Here is a 20214-nt window from a genome sequence, read left to right as displayed (position 1 = left end):
TCTTTATTTGGATGTCCTTATTTTTTCTCTTTTTGGATGTCCTCATTTTTTCTCTTTTTGGATGTCCTCATTTTTTTTTCGAGCCCGATTGAAGATTCTGGTTCGGCGCGAATTTTATGGATGTCCTTATTTTTTCTCTTTGACAAAATCAAATGCAGGTCTACAATAAATTACATTATAGGTAACAATATGTAGACCTTTATGACCAAGAAAGATAGACTAGTTGCTGCACTATCAGAGTCAACCAAAGCGGGAGGTGGTATCAACACAGCGGCAGAGTTAGCCTATATGGTTGGCGAGAGACTCACTCCCGCGTTCACCAAGTTTCTCACTGTTTGTGCAAAAAAAGGCTTGATACGCAGGGTCGCCAAAGGCGTGTTTGAGAGCACGTTGACGCCTCCAGACCCAACGACTGCGATCTATAAGATAGCGAAAAAACTTCGCGCCAATGTCATAAGCTACATAAGCCTTGAGAGTCAACTTAGTCATACTGGGGACATCTCTCAAATACCCATGGGAAGGCTGACGATTGTGACGAAAGGCCGCAGCGGCACCTTCTCAACACCCTATGGCGTCATTGAATTCACTCACTCAAAAAAAACTATCAGAAATATTGCACCAAACCTGTATTTTGATGAATCTGTTGGCATGTACAGGGCACAATCCTCGCAAGCCATCAAAGACCTAAAGAACTGCAAAAGAAATACCCATATGCTGGAGAGCTAATGTGCTAAAGGAACAACTAAAAAGAATCGTGGAAGCAAATCCGGAATATGCAGCCATCACGCCAGTGATCGAGAAGGAAATTCTTCATCACGACATTGTGCACGTGCTGGTTAAGCAAGGGGCTATGCAGTCACTCACCTTCATAGGGGGCACATCACTCAGGATGTGCCATAACAGCTCCCGTTTGTCGGAAGATCTGGATTTTAATGGAGGGCTTGATTTCAAGCCCTCCGACTTTGACGGGCTGGAAACCGAAATCCAACAATTCATCCAGAACAAGTACGAGACCAACGTTTGGGTCAACAAGCCTGACCAAGATGAGCAGGGCGACACGTCGTCGTGGAAAATCAGCATAGAGAAGGAGGCCAACCGGCCTGATCTGCCAAGGCAGAAAATGCACATAGACATCTGCGCCATTCCCTCGTTTGACGCGAAAAAAAGACCCCTGATCAATCACTACAATATTGTGACGCCCACCGAAGGCCTGCTGGTACCGGTCCAGTCTCTCGAAGAGACGTTGGCGGACAAGTTTATTGCTCTGGCCTATCGGGCCAGACACATAAAACCTCGTGATGTCTGGGATATCGTTTGGATAAAACAAAAAGGAATTGATGTCTCTGCAGAGCTAGTCAATAAAAAACTGGAAGCAAGAGAAAAAAACAGGAAAGACTTCATGGAAATGCTCAGCAACCAAGTAACCAAAATATTAAAAGACGATGAGGTACGCATTAATTTCAATACTGAGATAAGTCGCTTTGTTCCTGAAAGCATAAAGCAGAGAACACTCGACAATCCGGAGTATTGGGATTACATCCAGAACGAGATCAAGTCCATGGCTAAGCTTCTTCTTGATGGCGACGAGCCCCGTAACAAGTTTGACATGAGCCTTTGACATTACTGCTCATTAAAATACTCAACTCTTAATTCTGACAGTCATACCGGCCTTTTGAACATTGCTGGTTCTCAGAAGTGAAACAGGACATCCATATAACCGCCTTTCACCACCCCTATCAGGAATACATGGACTCGTAAAAAATGCCCAAAATTTGAACGATCGTCCACTGCCTTTCCTTCAAGCCAATCACATGTTCCTCCTGATTATTGACCGTTAATACACTCAGCCCCTGGAAACAGAAAAATACCCATCTTGCTGTTGGGTTCTGGCAGGGCTTTTCCCCAACCAAGGCAAACCCACCAGAAAGTGATATGCTCAATGCAGGAAGCGTTCCTGTAGAGGTGGTAGTCTACCTCAGTCTCAGGAACCATTGCCTCTGTCGCCGCAAAAAGTGGATAACAAAATGATACAGGCGTTTGAGTTTAATAACCTCGGGCCGCTGGAAAAGGGCACTGCAGAAAACCTTGGTCAGATCAACCTGATTATCGGGCCTAACAGCTCTGGCAAAACCTGGCTGATGAAGGCACTCTACGCTGCCGTGCGCACTCTGGAAGAAACCGGACGGGGCGATGATCGCCGCTCAGCATCCGAGGTATTGAGTGAAAAGCTCTACTGGACGTTTCAACCGGATAAACTTGGGGATATTGTCACCAAAGGGAAAAGCAAAAAACTTTCAGCTTCCGTAACCCTGAAAGACCTGCCGCCGATTACTTTCGGTTTTGGCCCGGACACAACCAAGCAAGTCGATGTAGAAATTTCTGAGCGTCGCAGTGCCAATTCAATTTTTTTGCCGCCCAAGGAAGTGCTGTCGCTGGATAAAATTATTTTCCAGTTGGCCTATCAGGATCGGGTGTTCGGCTTTGATAGCACTTACTCTGATCTGGTTGTCGCCTTGCAGAAACAGATGCCCGCCGACAAATCCAATTCAGCCCTCTCTCAAACCAGCCAGCAGCTTGAGTCAATGTTTGATGGCGGTCGTATCGAGTATGATCGCCAGCGCAGTGATTGGTTTTACAAGCATAAAAAAGCTCGCTACTCCATCAATGCCACGGCTGAAGGCGTGAAGAAGATTGGTATTCTGGATACTTTAATCCGCAACGGATTCCTCACAGAAAATTCCATCATCTTTATCGACGAACCTGAGTCAGCATTGCACCCGACAGCCATTACCAAGCTGTTTAATATTATTGATGCCCTTGCCAGACTGGGCGTACAGTTTTTCATCGCCAGTCACTCCTATTTTGTGGTGAAAAAGCTCTACATCATGGCGCAGCGAGAAGAGATGGACATCCCGGTCATGATTTGCACCGATGGACAGTGGCAGCAAACCTCTCTGAATGAGGGTATGCCCGATAACGAAATCATCAACGAATCCATTCGACTGTTTGAGCAGGAAATAGGGGTAGCCTGATCTTGGAGTTTACAGAATCCGGTTTGTCGTTCTGTTTTGAGGATGACCGTTGTTATCGTATTGAGAATGCTCAGGGAGCCATTGGCGTTGGTGAAGGGATAAAAAAGGCCGAGTTTCTTTACATCGACGCTGGTAATAACTTATGGGTGTTGGAAGCAAAGACAACGTTCCCAAATGAACAGAAAAGCAAAGAGGCGTTTGAAGCTGAGTTGCAAGCGATTTATGAAAAACTCTATAACTCTTTGCAACTCGCTGTTTTGGGGCTGGCCGGACGTTATCAGCCGATCAATAAGGAACTGCCTGCAGAATTTAAAAACTCTGATTGGTCGGGTTTGACCATTCAGCTTGTACTGGTCATTCCGGGCGTGCCACCGATGTTTTTACCCGGCCTTACTGATAAGCTTAGAAAGAAGTTTTCAACCTGGTTTTTAAAAGTCTGGAATATTAAGGAAGCCAATATTCAAGTTTTAAATCGGGACATCGCTCAAAGAAAAGCCCTCTGCCAATAACATTTTTTTCCATTTTTTCGGGGTGACTTGCCCCGTTCTTCTGCGAACTTTCTTATGATGACCGAAGGTCAACTAGAACACCTCTGTTTAGAGTGGTTCCGCACGGCTGGCCGGGATTTCGCAACACCCTCCATCATGAAGGCACTTCAGCTGAGTAATCTCACTTCTGCTCAGTTTCAGACTGAGCGCCTGAGTCAACAGTCAGAAAGCTTGGTTGAGAGATACCTCTGTTATCATGAACAGGAGCTATCTGATCATCGCCCTGTCGCCACTTGTAGAAGGCTCCCAGAGTGTAGGAGTAAGGAATACTTTCTGCATGGGAAAATGACCATGTAGGTACATTTTCCCTGAAGTATTTCTCCCAGCTATTCTCGAATAGCTTCATGGTGCGATCCCGGCGTTCACGGAACTGCAGGTAATTTTCGTGTCGGGTCCAGCCGTGCGAACTGTTGCTTGCTTTAACACGGTTTGCATAGTCTTCATCGGTTTCAGTGAAGCGTTGAGGCGAAGCAACAGCGGTACGTTTTCCATATTCATCGTCTGTTTCGCCCATGCCTATCCAGCGATTGATTTTGTCCAGACTGCGACCCAAAGGTCCACCCAGCCATTGAGTGAGCATCTTGTTGTCGTTCATAAAGAAGTCGAAAGTAAGACTCGACGCCAGCGCGAATGCGAATGTTTGGGTATAGGTAAACCCTGATAAAAGGCTATGGACGTATGTACCGGTGATGGCTACCGGACCCAGCACCAGACCAGCTGCGGCGGAGGCCAGCGTTTTCACTGTTTGTGGTGTCACCCTGTGCAGCAGCGGTACCTGAATCCCTTGTCGGGAACCCATGGATTTCACTATTTCCGGCACCAGACGGAAAATGCTGCGATACATTTGAGGGTTGGCGTTGTGCTGTCTGGCAAACAACATGGAGCCGGTTTTCAGCAGAATGACTGCAGAAGCGGCCTTGCCGAGTGGCATGGCCAGTCCGCCCAATTCAGAGATTTGTTCAATTCTGCTGTGGTAGGCATATTGGTCAGTTCGGTCAAGATCAGCACCGCAGTGTTCCAACCAGTGCTGGAAAGGTGTGAGCATTCTGTGCAGATAATCGCCCCTGTTGGTCAGGTCCAGAAGATAGAGAAAGGACATGTTTGACAGGGACAGCCCGGCAGCCTGCCAGGCGCTACGATCTATCAGAAGAGGTTTGTAGCTGGAGTAGTACCAGGTGACAGCCTGTACCAGAAAGGCTGAAGGTTTAACCCAGTACTCCTTTAGCTGCTGCTCAACCGCTGCGGCATGGGCCTGCATCAATGTGTCATGGACAGCCTTGATCAGTTCTGATTCAGATATTCCAACAGCATTGGCATAAGGTGTCAGGGTATCCTGAACGTTGGCCAGGAATGCTGCTGTTCTGCGGCCATTGTCAAAGGCAATATCGTCAAGAACATAGTTGGCGATAACAGCAGCTGCGTACTCTTTCATGCCAGCAACCGACTCTTTCATACCTGCCGGGCCATTGGCAGTCAGGGTCTCAGGAGTCAAGACAGCCTGCATGAACTGCTCAACACCCTTGTCGGACAGCATTTGTACAACCTTTTTGAACTCAGGCACCCTGATGCCGTGTTTATAATCAAGGAAGTGCTCAAATTCGTCCACTGTCTGATAACCGTCGACCCCTCTGACGGCTTTCATGTAGTTCTCAAGTTCAACCTTACTGATCAGACCTTCACGCAGCAGAGCTATGATCTTGTTGCCACTGGCAGAATGGGCAGCGAAATATTCCGAGAAGCCTTTCTGGTCCTTTGGTTCATGCTCGACGAAGTGAAGGGCTGTTTTACCCATGCCGTAAATTTCGTCGTCGTATTCTTGTGCTCCGGTTTTTATCTCATTCCTGGCTCTGTGCACCAGAATCTGAACTTCTTCCAGGGCCGTCAGAGAACTCGTTTTCAGGCGCTTGAAGAGTTCCACAAGTCGACTGGCCTGGGCAAACGTCAGTTCGTCACCTACCAGTGCCTGCATGCGAATCGGTGCAAATTCGTTGTCAAAATCGAAACTTGTAAGACTGGGTATTGTGTTACCGCTTTTTGCTGCTGATTCTGCCAGAGCAAATGCGGCTTCCAGAGCTTGTTTATTGAGAGCGTGCTGCTGCGCGAATGTCTGGATAGCGTCACGAACTTCTGCCTGTTTCGGCGTGTACTGGAAGGGACCAGGATTATTTTCGACGGCTTTCCCGGCATTACTCAGGACTTCCTTCATTTTCTCAATGTCTGATTCCCTGGTTCTAATGTCATCTTCCAGACGGGCCTGTTCCCGGACCGACAGCTTACGTTCAGCTTCTTCTAATACTCGTTTCGCGATGGCCAGCTCACGCTCAAGAACGTATCGGGGTTTAGGTCCCAGGCGCGCTATTTGCCTGTCAAGCTCATTCTCAATGAATGAGATACGCTCATTAACATCAGGCCGACCCCCTCTGAAAGCAGCTTCATTAAGCTGTATGAGTTTTTCTGTAATCAGACTGTTCTGTTCCTCAACAGGGGCATGAACTTTATAGTCTTCAATGTTGAGTTGATGAGCCATTTCATTGTTTCTGAGTCTTTTGACATTTTCATCTTCATAGTCTTCGTTTACCTTATCCATCAGTACAAAAGTTTTGATACATAGATCACGCCTGCGCTGAAACAGGCTGAGATCCTTTTCAAATTCTACCCCCAGATCATCGGCCAGCTTAGTGGTTAAAGCCATGCCTTTTTCCATAGCAGTAAAGCTTTTATAAGGGTCGATTTTTAGCTCTTCTTCTATAGCCATTAGATAAAATGCCTGTTTTACTTCGGCTCGTTTATCCGACTCTTCGACTTTAAAGGTAAGACGCTCACGAATATTGTTGAGTCTGACCCTGGCCACCATCTTCTCCGAAGCTGTGCTGCCATCTTCCCAAAGGACTTTATCCATCTGGTCCAGCATGTATTCCGAAATCTGATCGCCAGCAAGTTTTATACGAACCTGGTCTAATCTTGCAGTTTTGTCATCACCTTCATTGATTTTGATGTTGAATAATTCTTCTAAGGCTTCCAGTATCTTCAGGGCCTCTTCTTCCGATCGTTGTCTGGCTTCTTTGATATGGGTTTGCATAACATCAGAAATCGCCTGGCGTCGGAGATAAGCATCGTCTTCTACAGAGAAGAGATCCATCTTCAGGGCGCTTTCCACGGCTCTGAGTTTCCCAAGTACTTCAGGCATGACTTTGGGGGGGGCGGGGTTTTTGATGTCATCCAGTTCTTTTTTCAGCTCTACAAGCTCGAAGAGCTTGGCATTGACTGTTGATTCCAGAAGGTCACGGTTTTCTGGTGTGTTGTCTGGACTCAGCTCTTTACCAAGTACCGCTGCCAGAGCATCTTTTCTGGCCCTGGTGTAAGAATTCTCCAGATATTGTTGATTGCTCAATTTCTGGGTTTTCTCAGCCAAAGACTCATGATTCTCGTAAATGATGTCTTCGTAACTCTCCATTGTCTTAAGTTTTTGAAGCAGAAATTGTTCTTGGACAGCCATTGTCTTAATTCTTTGGAGCAAGCTTTTTTGCTGAAAGTCAATATCTGCATCGACATCAAAATCCTCAACATTTAAATGTACGGCAAAGGTTTTATATTGGCTTTTTATTGCAGCCACTGTGCTGGTGGCCAGAAGATGCCGTTGTAACCGATCAAGAATGGCCTGGTGACGTGCTACCAGATCAGCTTCGTTATCTGGTGCCAGATTGAGCCGATTTTCAATGCGCGCCAGTTTCAGGTAGGCTGCGCCATCAGATGGGTCTGGCATTTGTTGCATATGCTGTTGAATGGTCTGATAGCGGGCATCGACATCGTTTTCATCCACCGGGATAATACCGAACTGGCCTTCAATGACGGCCAGTTCTGCCGTCAGAGTTTCCAGACTGGATCTTCCTGCCGCCACCCATTGTTTGATTTCATAAATTTTCATTCTGATGAGCCTGGCTTGTTCTTCTGGTGGCTGGGCATCATCCCAGTTATCAATACCAAGCTCTGCGGCCATTTGAGTGTTAACTGCGTTTGTGGCTTCTGCCCTGATATTACGAACTTGTTTTTCCAGCTCCGGGATTCGTTGAACTTGCTGCAGAATTTTCAGTTCCTGATTTTCCAGATCTTCCAGCTCGATTTGAACCCTTGCAAGCTCCTCCTCAACTTCCCGATAGCGCTGCTGTGCTCTCAGTTTTTCCTTCTGACTGACATTCGCTCTCTCTGTTGTGCGCCGTAAGTTGTTATGAAGTTGGACGAGTTCCTCTTCTTCTGCCTGTAGTTCCTCCAGTTTTTCAAGCAGCTGTCTGGTCATATCTCTTATGACTTTGGCAGCAAACTTTTTGTCGTTACCACGAGAACCGGTCTGCACCTGGTTGATATCGTTGATAACGGGTACAGAATTCTGAATATTCCTGGCAAAATGTGGGTTAATCAGAAGGTTTCTGAGTACAGGTTTGAAACCGAAGTGTTTTACCAGTTGAGTATGCACCCAGGGTGAGGTGATGACCGACGAAGCGACTCTTATGTGTTCCAGTGTGAATTCAAATTCACTGGCAAAAATCGTATGATCGGGAGTCGCACTGGCTAATGCCTGCTGGAGATATTCGTAGTAAACAAGCGCATGCATTGCCGGTTTGTCTTCGTTTGTGAGCGTCGTCGGCAGCTCAGCACCGTGTCGCGCAACAAACTCCTCCAGTATTGCCATCTGCATGCTTCGAATGGCGTACCGGTAGCTTTTGGCCTTATATTTTTTAACCTGTGTTACCAATGCGGCGGCGTGGGTATGACCCTCAACTTCATTCCATAGCTCATAGAGGTTTTCTACAAAAACGATTTCATGGGGGTTCAGCTTCTGTCCATGGAAAACAATCATCTTCCCCGGAACTTCTGCTACTTCCAGCTTTGGATAACCCGCAGGCACAGGATAAACCTGCTTGTCATCCACGACATGTACAACGTAGCCGACGGGTTTGCTGTGTGCTAACAGTTTATTAAGAGCCTGCTGTTGTAACTCCTCTCCCAGGACATGAACATGGATATAGGCAGAGGTGGCAGCTGCCAGGAGAACATCGTCATTGACAAAGAGTGATTGACCCAGGCGCCGCAGTTCAGGGGGCTGATCTTTCGAAGCAATATGACGCATGAAGGTGCGCCCGTTCACTGCAACTTTTTCTACTTCAATGGTGGCAAGGGCAACATAGTGATCGCTGGTGCCGAGATTTCCTGTTCTGTCATAGACAGTATTCAGCAAATCATTGAGTCGAAAGGGGTTGGCGATTTTCGTTAAGGGCTCTAATGATTGGGCGCCGTGAAGTGGCCAGGGGAATCCAGCACGAACCGCCTCAACAGAATCCTGATCGGTCATTCCGGCTCTGACTTCAATGACCAGCTCCTTTTCTTCAAGGTTATGGGTGAACCTGAAGACTCCCTCATCACCTACCTTCAGTACTTTGGTGTATTTCTGAGCCACGTCATTCTCGTCTGTTTCAAACAGATCAACAATGGACATGACGCCATCAACAAAAGAAAGAACTTGTGTAAAGCTTACGGCAGGAAGGACCTGGTTCTCCTTGTCTGCAGCCAGGGCAATGTAGGTGGTTGTACAGGATTTGGGTATTGGCTGCTGGTCAGGGTCTAAAGTTGGCCGAACCATGGCTTCACTGTGGGTAAACTCCATATGTCCATTGACCAGAATATTGATAGATTTTGTCCGCAGCTTCCGATCGGCCAGTGTCTGTGTGGCAATGATCGAAGAGCTGATGGCAATGGCTACTGCAAGGCTTAAAGCCCTGGGGCGAGCATTCGTCATTCCAATACCTCAGAGGTCTGTGGGCTCAGAAGGAGAGGCTTGATTGCGGGGCATTCGTTTTATCATGAACAGGCGCTTTCTCATTATCGCCCTTTTATCATTGGTAAAAGGCTCCAAGAGTGTAGGAGTATGGAATGCTTTCTGCGTGGGAAAACGACCATTTAGGTACATTTTCCTTAAAGTATTTCTCCCAGCTATTCTCAGACATCTTCATGGTGCGATCACGGCGTTCACGAAACTGCAGGTAATTTTCATGGAGGGTCCAGCCATACATTGTGTTACCTGCTTTAACACGGTTGGCATAAGATTCATCGGTTTCACTGAAGCGTTGAGGCGTGGCAATAAGCGTACGTTTTATATATTCATCCCGCGTTTCACCGCTGCCTTGCCAGCGATTAATGCTGTCAAGGGTTCGGCCCAGAGGGCCACCCAGCCATTGAGTGAGCATCTTGTTGTCGTTCATAAAAAAATCGAAAGTGAGACTCGACGCCAGGGCGAACCCGAAGGTTTGAGCGTAGGTAAAACCGAATAAAAGACCGTGGGCGTATGTTCCGAAGGTGGCTACCGGGCCCAGTACCAGACCGGCTGTGGCAGAAGCCAGAGTTTTTACTTTTTGTGGTGTCACCCTGTGCAGCAGCGGGACCTGAACCCCTTGCCCGGAACCCATGGATTTCACTATTTCCGGTACCAGACGGGATATGCCGCGATACATCTGCGGGTTGGCGTTGTACTGTCGGGTAAACAGCATGGAGCCGGTTTTCAGCAAAATGACGGAGGAGGCGGCTTTACCCAACGGCATGCCCAGCCCACCCACTTCAGAGAGTTGTTCAATTCCACTGTGATAGGCATATTGCCCGGTTCGGTCGAGATCAACACCATAGTCTTGCAACCAGTTCTGGAAAGGTATGAGCACCCGATGCAGGTAATCACCCCTGTTGGTCAGATCCAGAAGATAGAGGAATGCCATGTTTGAGAGAGACAGTGTGCCAGCCTGCCAGGTGGTCTGGGTCGCCAGCAGGGGTTTGTAGCTGGAGAAGTACCAGGTGACAGCCTGTACCAGAAAGGCTGAAGGTTTGACCCAGTAATCATTGAGCTGCTGCTCAACCGCTGCGGCATGAGCCTGCATCAATGTGTCATGGACAGCTTTGATCAGTTCTGATTCAGAGAGTCCGGCAGCATTGGCGTAAGGTGTCAGGGTATCCTGAACATTGGCCAGAAGCGCTGCCGTCCTGCGGCCATTGTCAAAGGCAATATCGTCAAGAACATAGTTGGCAATGACAGCAAATGCGTATTCTTTCATGTCGGCAACAGAAGCTTTTATACCCGCCGCGCCAGCCACCGTCACAGGGTTAAAGGCACTTTCCAGGAATTCATCAATCCCCCTGTCGGACAGCATCCGGACAATATTCCTGAAGCGAGGCATATCGACGCCGTGTTTGTAGTCAAGGAAGTGCTCAAATTCATCCACTGTCTGATAACCGTCGACATCTCTGATGGCCTTCATGTAGTTCTCAAGTTCAATCTTGCTGATCATGCCTTCACGCAGCAGAGTTATGATCTTGTTACCACTGGCAGAATGGCTAGCGAAGTATTCCGGGAAATCTTTCAGTTTCCCTGGTGCATCTTTGACGAAGTGAATGGCTGTTTTGGCCATGTCGTTAATTTCGTCGTTGTATTGTTGAGACTCGGTTTTCATCTCTTTTCTGGCCCTGTTTGCCAGAGTCTGGACTTCTTCCAGAATATTCAAGGGCCGATCTTCAACAGGTTCGAAAGGGCATTCCGGAAAGTTTGTCTTCAAACGCGTGAAGAATTCCACAATTCGACCGGCCTGACTGAACGTCAGATCGTCTCCGGCCAACGCCTGCAAGCGAATTGGCGCAAATTCATCGTCAAAGTCGAGACATGTAAGAGGGCGTATATTCTCAGGTTTTTTTGCTGCTAATTCTGCCAGACCTAATGCGACGTGCAGAGCTTGTTTCTTGAGAGGGTGCTGCTCCATGAAGGTGTGCATATCGGTCAGAACTTTTAACTGCCCCGGCGTGTACTGGCAGGGACTACCCTCATTTTCGTGAGCTTTCTCTGTAGCCCCCAGGGCTTCCTCTGCAGCCCCCAGGGCTTCCTTTAACCTCTCAATATCTGCTTGCCTGGTTTCAATCTCCTCTTCCAGGCGGGCCTGTTCCTGAGTCAGTTGTTGGATATAGCCGCCACTACCATCATCACCGCCCAGCTCTGTCAGCCTGTTTCTCAGGGCATTAACCCGGTATTCATTGGTGTCAGTGGCGTCTGGTTTAAGACCGATGAGTCTTTCCATCGAGTCAAGACGGGCTTCAAGATCCTCCAGGTCCTCTTCTGCTTTTGCTACAGCCTTACTTTTCTGCTCCAGGGCTTTATTCAGCTGAACTATTTCTTTCTTGTATACGGTTTCAGTCTTCTCATCGGTGTTTTCAAAACGCTTGATTTCCTCTTTCTTAAGTTCCAGATTCTCTCGTGCATTCCTCTCTTCAAGCAGTGCACTGGTCACCTGCCTGTTTTTCTTGTCGTGACGACGCAGGAATTGCCTGACTTGAATGTACTTTGCCTTGGCCAGAGGCAGTTCACCCAATGGTTCAGCAACTTTATCATCTTGGTCTTGATCATTATTATCTGGATTGCTCCGAAAGATAAAAAAGTAATCATCATCTTCCCGAAAACTTTCGACATCTCCTTTCATCTCGAGGTTCGCATTTGTTTTGGCTCCCAGTTGCTCAAGGATTTCATTCCGTGTCGCTTTACTGTACCTCCCCAGGAAATGCATGATGTCCTCAATTCGCCCAGCAGGTCTTTGTTCATCACCTGCAGCCAGGCCAAGGCCGGTCTGCAATTGTTTCATTGCCTTAGTTAAAAGCGTGTCGTCTTCATCGAAGATATGTTGGACGTCAGCACGGTTCCCCGCAAATAACACATTTTTGCCACGAATTTCATTCAGTTTGCGATGAACATCATTCAGCTCGCTTTCAGCTTCTTTTAATGCGCGACTGGCCATGGCCAGATCACGTTCAAAGACGAATCGAGGCTTAGGTCCCAGGCGCGCCATTTGCCTGTCAAGCTCTTCATTAATGGCTGCGATACGCTCATGAACGTCGGGCTGATCTACTTTTAAAACGATTTCATGCAGATATTGGAGAGTTTCTTTAATGAGATTGGACTGAACATCCACAGCGGCATCGTCTTTATAGTTCCCAATGCCAAGGCGATGGGCAATCTCGTTATTTCTGGTTCTTATAATACCTTCGTTATCGTAGAGTTCGTCTAGCTGATAAATCAGTGCCTGAATTTTGGCTGCCATAACTTCCTTCTGTTCATTCAGGCTGGCATCTTTTTCAAATTCTATTTCCAGAGTATCGGCCAGTGTAGCAATGAAAGTCCGGCTTGCTTTTTTAGCAGCAACGTTTTTACTTGTGTCGATACCCAGCTCGTCTTCTACAGTTTCAAGCATCCTTGTCTGTTGCTGTAAGGCTCGATGACCGGCGTCTTTGATATAAAAGACAAGACGTTTAACAAGCCTCCGAATTTTATCTTCCCGGTTTTCGTTCTCAGGTTTGAAGTCTTCTTGCCTGAAGGCATGCTCTATATGATCCAGTTTTTTTTCGGTGATATTATTGCTGACAAGTTTTATAAGAATTCTGTGAAGTCGTGTTTTGTTGGGATCACCTTCATTGACCTCGATCCCGAGGATTCCTTCGGCGTTTTTCAGTAACTCCAGTGCCTCTTCCTCTGTCCGCTGTCTGGCTTTTGTGATGAATGTCTGAATTTCTTCAGAAATGGCCTGACGACGACTGTACTCATCGTCTTCTCTATCGAGGACATCCATGTCCAGGGCTGCTTCCAGAGCACTCAGTTTATGAAGTACTTCAAGCTTGAATTCGGGGGGATTTTCCACACCTGCAAGTCTGTCGACCCCGCGCTTAGTGTCTTCTGACAGTACCTGACGGTCTTCTAACCTGTTGCCTTCAGTCAGTCCAAAACCAAGAACCTCCCTCACGCTATCTTTCCTTAATTTGATGAAAGCTTCGTCCTCAGTGACTTGAGCATTCAGGGTCTGAATGCTCTGAATCAGGCGTTCTTGTTGAGCGTCAATATCTGTATTGCTATCAAAATTCTGAATGTTCAAATGTTCGGCAAGAGCTGCAAAGCGGGCTCTGATTTCAGCTGATTTTTCAGCCTCTGTGCTGATGCCTGGTTGCCTCTCTGTCACCAGTGCCAGTTTCTCCGGGTCTGACAGGTCTGTCTGTTGTTGCCGATACTGTTGAATGAAGTGAGAGTCGGCAACCGCTCTGTGCATGTCGTTAATTTTTTCCAGGAGACGAATGGCTTGCTCATCCGGTGACCAGGTATCATCCCAGTCATCTATGCCAAGCAGTATTGCCATTTCAGAGTTGTAAACACTTCTGGCATCACGGACTAGTTGTTCCGGCTGGTCATCGACCTCAGTCAGCTGTCGGTCCATGTTGTTGGCGGAACTGACGACAGTGGGTATATAGCTCAGCATCTTCTGAACAGAATGCGGGTCAGTCAGAAGATCTCTGAGTACAGGTTTGAAGCTGAAGTGTTTTAAGAGTTGGTCCTGCATCCAGGTTGGCGTGATAACTGACGAAGCAGCTTTGATGTGTTCCAGTGTGAACTCAAATTTATGTGTTTGATCCGGAGTCGCACTGCTCAATGCCTGCTGCAGAGATTCATAGTTGGCAAGCGCAAGCGCCGTCAATTTATCTTCCTGTGCAAGTGTCATTTGATCTTTGTTAACTCCGGCTTCGTGCCGTGCAACAAACTCTTCCAGTACTGCCAACTGCCTGCTTCGAATGACGTATCGGTAGCTATTGACCTTATGTTCTTGAATCTCTGTTGTTACTTTATGAACGGGGTCATTACCCTCAGCTTCTTTCAGGAGGTTATTGAAGGTTTCTACAAAAGCGATATCGGTCGCGCTCTGTTTCTGACCATGGAAAACAATAACCTCTCCGGGGGCCTCGGTCACTTCGAGTTTTGGATAACCGGCAGGCACAGAGTAAGTCTGCATGTTATCCTCGACGTGTACTATATATCCGACGGGTTTATGGTATGACAGCAGCTTGTTGAGAGCTTCCTGTTGTAACTCTCCTGCCAGTACATGAACCTGTATATAGGCAGAGGTGGCCGCCGCCAGGAGAACCTCATCATTGACAAAGAGCGATTGTCCCAGACGCTCCGGTTCTGGAGGCCGTTCACCCCCCGAGATAAGCCGCATGAAGGTACGCCCACTGACATCAACCTTGTCTACTTCAATAGTGGCAAGGGCAACATAGTGATCACTCGAGCCGAGGTTTCCTGCCCTCTCATCAACGCTTTCCAGCACTGCTAACATCTGTGTGGGTCTGGCGATTTCCGTTAAAGGTTCCAGGGATTTCATGTCAGCCCATTGAGAAAGAACCATCTTAACAGAGTCCTGATCGGTCATTCCGCCTCTGACTTCAATGACCAGTTTCTTTTCTTCAAGGTTATGGCTGAACCTGAAGACTCCCTCATCTCCCACCTTGAGGACTTTGGTGTATTTCTGAGCAACGTCATTCTCGCCGGTTTCAAACAGATCAACACTGGAAACATGACAATCGAAATCAGAAAGAATGTCTGTAAAGCCTCCGGCAGGGCTGACATAGCCCACTCTGAGTCCAGAGAAATCAGGATCAGGGTAGGTAGTTGTAAAGGATTTAGGTATTGGCTGCTGGTTATCATCTAAAGTTGGCCGAACTATGACCTCACTTTGGGTAAACTCCACATGTCGGTCGCCCTGAATATCAACAGATTTTGTCTGCAACCTGCGGTCGGCCAGTGCCTGTGTAGCAATGATGGAAGAATTGATTGCAATCGCCATTGCGAGGCTTAATGCACTGGGGTAAGCATTTGTCATTCTACTACCTCGAACAAAGCATCCAAAGTGTAGGAGTAAGGAATACTTTCTGCATGGGAGAATGACCATTTCGGCACATTTTCCCTGAAGTATTTCTCCCAGCCATTGTCAAACGGTTTCATGGTGCGATCCCGGCGTTCTCGGAACTGCAAATAGTTTTCGTGTCGAGTCCAGCCATGCATCGTGTTGTTTGCTTTAACACGGTTTGCATATTCTTCATCGGTTTCATTGAAGCGTTGAGGCGTGGCAATAGCCGAACGTTTCACATATTCATCGTCGGTTTCGCCGATGCCTCGCCAGCGATTTATCCTGTCAATACTCCGGCCCAGAGGTCCGCCCAGCCATTGAGTGAGTATCTTGTTGTCGTTCATAAAGAAGTCGAAAGTAAGACTCGATGCCAGTGCGAATCCGAATGTTTGAGCATAGGTAAACCCGGATACAAGACCGTGAACGTATGCTCCGATAGTAGCTACTGGACCGAGCACCAGACCGGCTGTAGCAGAGGCCAGTTGTTTTACTTTTTGCGGTGTCAGCCTGTGCACCAGTGGCACCTGAACCCCTTGCCCGGAACCCATGGATTTCACTGTTTCGGGTACCAGGCGGGAAATGCTGCGATATCTGTAAGGATTGGCGTTGCGCTGTCTGGCAAAGAGCATGGAGCCGGTTCTTAGCAGAATGACTGAGGAAGCGGCTTTAGCCAATGGCATGGCCAGTCCGCCCACTTCAGAGACTTGTTCAACTGCACTGTGGCAGGCATATTGAACGGTTCGGTCAAGATCAACACCATAGCGTTCCAGCCAATGCTGGAAAGGTGTCAATATCCTGTGCGTATAATCGCCCCTGTTGGTCAGATCCAGAAGATAGAGGAACGACATATTCAAGAGCGACAGCTCGGCAGCCTGCCGGGCACTGCAGGTCACCAGCAGGGGTTTGTAGTTGGAAAAGTACCAGGTCACAGCCTGTATCAGGAAGGCTGAAGGTTTGACCCAGTAATCCTTTAGCTGCTGCTCAACCGCTGCGGCATGAGCCTGCATCAAGTTGTCATGGATAGTCTGGATCAGTTCTGATTCAGATATTCCGGCAGCATGGGCATAAGGTGTCAGGGTATCCTGAACATGGGTCAGGAAAGCTGCCGTCCTGCGGCCATTGTCAAAGGCAATATCGTCAAGAACATAGTTGGCGATGACTGCAGCAGCGTACTCTTTCATGCCGGTAACAGACTCTTGCATAGCCGTCGGGTCAGCCCCGGTCACAGGAGTAAGGGCACTTTCCATGAATTTCTCAACGTCTTTGTCAGACAGTATCCGTAAGGCGGCCTTAAAGTGAGTCAACTGGACGCCGTGTTTGTAGCCAAGGAAATGTTCAAATTCATCCACTGTCTTATAATTATCGACTCTTCTGATGGCCTTTATGTAGTTCTCAAGTTCAACCTTGCTGATCAGGCCTTCATGCAGCAGAGCCATGATCTTTTTACCGCTGGCAGAATGTCTGGCGAAGTATTCCGTGAAGCTATTCAGGTCACCTGATTTATGATCAACGTAGTGAATGGCGGTTTTGCCCAGGTTGTGAATTTCTTCGTCGTATTGTTCAGGCCCTTTCTGTATCTCATTCCTGGCCCTTTGCACCAGCGACTGGATTTTTTCCAGAACATTCTGTGACTGATCCTCCATAAGCTCGGGAGAAGGTTCCGGGAAGCTGGTTTTAAAGCTCCTGAAAACGGCCACAATCCGGCTGGCCTGGGCAAACGTCAGTTCATCGCCGACCAGTGCCTGCAAGCGAACCGGTGCCAATTCATTGTCAAAATCGAAACTCGTAAGGCAGGGTATTGCCTTACCGCTTTTTGCTGCTGATTGTGCCAGACCCATTGCGGCTTCCAGAGCCTGTTTCCTGAGAGAGTGCTGCTGCACGAAGGCGTGCATATCGGCCCGAACTTTTTCCTGTCTTGGCGTGAACTGGAAGGGGCCGCCGTCATTTTCGATGGCTTCCACTGCAGACTTCAGGACTTCTTTCATTCTCTCAACGTCTGCTTTTCTGGCTTCAACCTCAGCTTCCAGACGGGTCTTTTCCTGAGTCAGTTGCTGGCTCATCTTGCTGCCAGTACCACCATTACCGCCCGCTTGTGTCTGTCTTTTTCCCGGGGCCTTAACCGGTTGTTCACTGCTGTCAGTAGTGTCCAGTTCAAGATCCACGGCTTCTTCAATGGTGCTAAGAGTGGGTTGTTGCGAGATACGTCGGAGGTAGGCACGGGTCCCGGTAAATACAAGTTGTTTGATGCGCATAACATCCAGTTTTTGATGAGCAGTTTTCAGCTCATTTTCAGCTTCTTCCAATAAGCGCCTGGCTGTGGCTAACTCACGATCAAGAGCGTATCGGGGTTTAGATCCCAGGCGAGCCATTTGCTTGTCAAGCTCGTCCTCTATAGCCGCAATGCGCTCATTAACATCAAGCTTGCCCGCCCCGAGAACTTCTTTACGCAGCTGTGTGAGTTTTTCTTTAATAAGACTGATCTGGTCGTCAATAGTGGCATGATCCTGATAGTCTTCAATGTTGAGTTGATGGGCTATTTCATTGTTTCTGTCTCTTTTGATACTTTCATCTTCATAGACATCTGAGACTTCATCAGTGAGTGCCCAAACTTTGGCTAATAGAATATGCTTCTTGTCAGAGAGGTTGATATCCTTTTCAAACTCCACCTGCAGATCATTGGCCAGTCTGGCAGTCAGAGTCTTGCCTTTTTCTATAGCGGCATCGCTTTTATAAGGGTAGATCTCCAGCTCATCTTCTAAAGACGAAAGATAATAGGTCTGTTGTTCTTTGGCTCGTTGTTCCCATTCTTCGACTTTAAAAGTAAGACGCCCATGAATCGAGTTGAGTCTGACATCCCTTCCTTCCAGATCTTCCGGGGCTGTGCTGAAATCCTCCCAGAGGATCTTGTCCATCTTATCCAGGTCGTCAGCTGAGACATCTCCGCCATCAAGCCTTTTATAAACCCTCTCAAGTCTTGCTGCCTGGTCATCACCTTCATTGATTTCTATGTTGAACATTTTTTCTATGCTTGCCAGTATGTTCAGGGCCTTTTCCTCTGAACGCTCTCTGGCTTCTCTGATGTATTTCTGTATGTCTTCAGAAATGATCTGTTGATGGAGATACTCATCGTCTTCATAACTGAGGCGGTCGTCCTCAAGGGCTCTTACCACGGCTTTCAGTTTATTGAGTACTTCAGGCCTGGCTTTGCGGTGGCCTGGGATTTGGGTTATTGTTTCTTCCGGCTTTTCAAGCTCATTCCCGTCTTCCCAACAGGGACTTCGTGCTTTCTGTTTTTCCTTATCACCGGCGTCAGCTCTTTCCGTTTCGTGCTGCAACTGACTTTTAAGCTGGGAGAGCCTGGCCTCTGAGATCTGTAGCTGTTCTCGCCTGCTGTCCAGTTTAATATGCTCTTTGGCCATGTCACTCAGGACTTTGGCAGCAAACTGTTCGTCTTCGTAAAAAAAATCGGTCATTAAATGGGAGTAGACAGGTATGGTATTGAGAATATTCTGAACAAAATGCTGGTTAGTCAGAAGATTTCTAAGTGCGGGTTTGAAACTGAAGTGCTCTGAGAGTTGAATCTTCAACCAGGTTGGCGTCATGACTGACGAAGCAATTCTGAAGTGTTCCAGTGCGAACTGAAATCCCTCTGCCTGATCTGAAGTAGCACTGGTCAATGCCTGCTGGAGAGATTCGTAGTAGGCCAGCGTAATCAGTTGACTTTCGTCAAGGTCGGCAGCAGCCAACTGAGCAGCAATCTTTTCCAGCACTGCTATCTGCCTGCTTCGAATGACGTACTGATAGCTTTTGACTTTATGTTTATTAACCCGGGCTGTTGCAGGAGCCGGGTGATTAGCCCCAATTTGTGCCTGGGATTTATAGAGGTTTTCTACAAAAGCGACATCATCCGGACTCTGCATCTGACCATGAAAAACAATCACTTCCCCCGGAGCTTCTGTCACTTCCAACTTTGGATAACCGGCAGGCACAGGATAAACCTGTGTGTCATCCTCGACGTGTACAACATATCCGACGGGTTTGCTGTGTGCCAGCAGTTCATTAAGCGCCTTCTGTTGTAAAGCCTCTTGCAGGACATGAACCTGGATATAGGCAGAGGTAGCTGCTGCCAGGAGAACATCATCATTGACAAAGAGTGACTGACCCAGACGTTGCAGTTCAGGAGGCTGATTACCTGCGACGAGAGGACGCATGAAGGTACGTCTGTTCACTTCAACTTCTTCTACTTCAATGGTGGCAAGGGGGACATAGTGGTCACTTGCGCCGAGTTTTCCTGCCCTGATACTGGCAGCTTCGAGCACATTAGCCAGTCCTCCGGGCCCGGCAATTTTCGTTAGCGGTTCTAATGGTTCGATGCCAGGAAATCGATTATGCACAGTCGCAACTGAATCCTGATCGGTCATTCCGCTTCTGACTTCAATGACCAGTTCTTTTTCGTTAAGGCTATGGGTGAACTTGAAGACTTCCTCATCACCTACCTTCAGGACTTTGGTGTATTTCTGAGCAACATCATTCTCGCCTGTTGTAAACAGGTCGACGCTGGAAACGTCAGCACTGATGGCAGAAAGAATGTTTGTAAAGCCATCAGAAGGAACGATATAGCCCTCTCTGGCTGGCGTCAGATCGGGGTAGGTGGTGGTAAAGGATTTGGGTATTGGCTGCCGGTCTTCAGCTAAAGTTGGCTGAACCCTGACCTCACTCCGGGTAAACTCCACTTGTCCATCTTTCACAATATCGATAGATTTTGTCAGCAGCCTGCGCTCGGCCAGTGCCTGTGTAACGATAATGGAAGAGCTGACTGCAAGGGCCACAGCAAGGCTGAATGCATTACGGCGGGCATCTGTCATTCTATTACCTCAGAGCTGAGTACCGTGA

Annotated in this window: 8 protein-coding genes; 4 read left to right on the top strand and 4 right to left on the bottom strand. The window is 47.8% G+C overall.

The window, feature by feature from the left end:
- Window positions 1–201 precede the first annotated feature (201 nt).
- The gene (abiEi, locus tag ACOMHB_RS18920; protein WP_422134649.1) at window positions 202–726 is read left to right on the top strand and encodes a type IV toxin-antitoxin system AbiEi family antitoxin; all 525 of its coding nucleotides are present in this window, start codon (window positions 202–204) and stop codon (window positions 724–726) included.
- 1 nt (window position 727) lies between these two features.
- Window positions 728–1618 carry a nucleotidyl transferase AbiEii/AbiGii toxin family protein gene (locus tag ACOMHB_RS18915; protein WP_422413905.1) on the top strand — a complete coding sequence of 297 codons (891 nt, stop codon included), beginning with the start codon at window positions 728–730 and terminating at the stop codon, window positions 1616–1618.
- A 206-nt stretch (window positions 1619–1824) separates the two neighbouring features.
- Here the strand turns inward: ACOMHB_RS18915 and ACOMHB_RS18910 are convergent, their stop codons facing one another.
- A complete protein-coding gene (locus ACOMHB_RS18910) occupies window positions 1825–1992 on the bottom strand; it encodes a hypothetical protein (RefSeq protein ID WP_448218684.1) in 168 nt (55 codons plus the stop codon).
- A 32-nt stretch (window positions 1993–2024) separates the two neighbouring features.
- Between ACOMHB_RS18910 and ACOMHB_RS18905 the strand changes: the two genes are divergently transcribed.
- Together ACOMHB_RS18905 and ACOMHB_RS18900 are read left to right on the top strand one after the other, a co-directional pair.
- Window positions 2025–3032, top strand: coding sequence for an AAA family ATPase (locus tag ACOMHB_RS18905; protein WP_448217785.1), 1008 nt, complete (start codon window positions 2025–2027; stop codon window positions 3030–3032).
- A 2-nt stretch (window positions 3033–3034) separates the two neighbouring features.
- Entirely contained in the window at window positions 3035–3541 is a 507-nt protein-coding gene (locus ACOMHB_RS18900; protein ID WP_448217784.1) for a hypothetical protein, read from the top strand.
- 160 nt (window positions 3542–3701) lie between these two features.
- Here the strand turns inward: ACOMHB_RS18900 and ACOMHB_RS18895 are convergent, their stop codons facing one another.
- The 3 genes from ACOMHB_RS18895 to ACOMHB_RS18885 all read right to left on the bottom strand — a co-directional run bounded on the left by ACOMHB_RS18895 (window position 3702) and on the right by ACOMHB_RS18885 (window position 20186).
- Window positions 3702–9371: a hypothetical protein gene (locus ACOMHB_RS18895; protein ID WP_448217783.1), complete on the bottom strand. Its 5670-nt coding sequence runs from the start codon at window positions 9369–9371 to the stop codon at window positions 3702–3704.
- 97 nt (window positions 9372–9468) lie between these two features.
- Window positions 9469–15294, bottom strand: a complete 5826-nt coding sequence (locus tag ACOMHB_RS18890) for a coiled-coil domain-containing protein (protein ID WP_448217782.1) — start codon at window positions 15292–15294, stop codon at window positions 9469–9471.
- Window positions 15291–20186, bottom strand: coding sequence for a hypothetical protein (locus tag ACOMHB_RS18885; protein ID WP_448217781.1), 4896 nt, complete (start codon window positions 20184–20186; stop codon window positions 15291–15293). The genes ACOMHB_RS18890 and ACOMHB_RS18885 overlap by 4 nt, the downstream gene beginning before the upstream one ends.
- Between the last annotated feature and the right edge of the window lie 28 nt (window positions 20187–20214).

The sequence above is a fragment of the Endozoicomonas sp. 2B-B genome (assembly GCF_053470045.1).
The sequence above is the reverse complement of the archived record's forward strand: the minus strand, read 5'-3'. Positions and strand labels throughout refer to the sequence as shown.